Here is a 1,231-nt window from a genome sequence, read left to right on the forward strand (position 1 = left end):
CGGATGAGAAAGTTAGTAGTCTTGTCAATAATGGCGTTAACGAGGCAAAATCCTATACGGATATGAAGTTTGAGACGTTAAATTATGCCATTGAGGATGTTCGCAAGGAAGCAAGACAAGCAGCAGCGATTGGTTTAGCGGTGTCTAATTTAAGCTATGACGATACACCGGGAAAATTAAGTTTTTCGTTTGGTACGGGTGTATGGCGTAGTCAATCCGCGTTTGCTATTGGGGCTGGTTATATGTCTGAAAATGGAAGATTTCGCTCTAACATATCTGCAACGAGTGCTGGGGGACATTGGGGGGTAGGTGCTGGGTTTAGGGTAACACTGAATTAACAATAGAAAATTCGAAATAAATTTTCCTTCTCTTATCAAATGCGTTACATGTGGCATTTTAAGAGAAGGAAAGTTATTCTCAGCATAAATGAATAGCAATAGAAGATGGGCGTATTTCGAGTAAAAATGTATTTTTTATTGTGAGGTTTTATGTGAAAAAATCATTTATCATCTCCAAAAGGAATTATTTGAGTAATCGATATTTATTTTTGAGAGAGGTTTTTCCTTATAAGAGAAATATATATAATAATAATATTATCAATGAATGCAGCATTATTTTTATGACAAGATAGGCGGCATGTTATTTTGCATAATTTTACTGCTGATAAGATTATTATTGGATTGTATAATGCCATAAAAGGTGATCAATTACATGACAGTGAGCAGCAGATTAAGACAGTTTTTGATGATGCGAAAAAATATATAGATAAATGGTTTTCTGAATCCATAGGATAATGCGATGAGTAATGTTGTGAATGATGCAAAATCTTACACGGATACAAAATTTGAAGCATTAAGATATTGATATGAAGACAGTTCAGAAAGAAGCAAGACAGGCGGCCTCTGTTGGTTTAGCAGTATCGAATTTAAGTTATTTTGATATTTTTTGGTCTTTAAGTGTCTGTTTTGGTAATGGTTTATAGCGTAGTCGATCGGCTTTTGCCTTTGGAGCTGGTTATATGTCAGAAGATGGAAAGATCGCTCTAATATATCCGCAATGAGTTCTGGCGGAGATTGGGGAAGAGGTGCTGGCTTAAGATTAACGCTGAATTTATGATAGTAAAGGATTATTTTAACAACATTTATTCTTATTTTATTGAAATGAGGGTGATTTTTTTAAGACGCTACAGCATTTATCTAGAGATAAGCATAATATTTGATGCATATACAAG

The 1,231-nt window shown here is 34.5% G+C and carries 1 protein-coding gene; it reads left to right on the plus strand.

Going from position 1 to position 1,231, the window contains the following annotated elements:
* On the plus strand, nucleotides 1–338 hold a 338-nt coding region (locus ACFIKD_RS09470), incomplete at its 5' end, for a YadA-like family protein (RefSeq protein ID WP_375647909.1).
* Between the last annotated feature and the right edge of the window lie 893 nt (nucleotides 339–1,231).

The sequence above is a fragment of the Bartonella sp. CR84HXZ genome, assembly GCF_042194535.1.
GTDB lineage: Bacteria > Pseudomonadota > Alphaproteobacteria > Rhizobiales > Rhizobiaceae > Bartonella > Bartonella grahamii.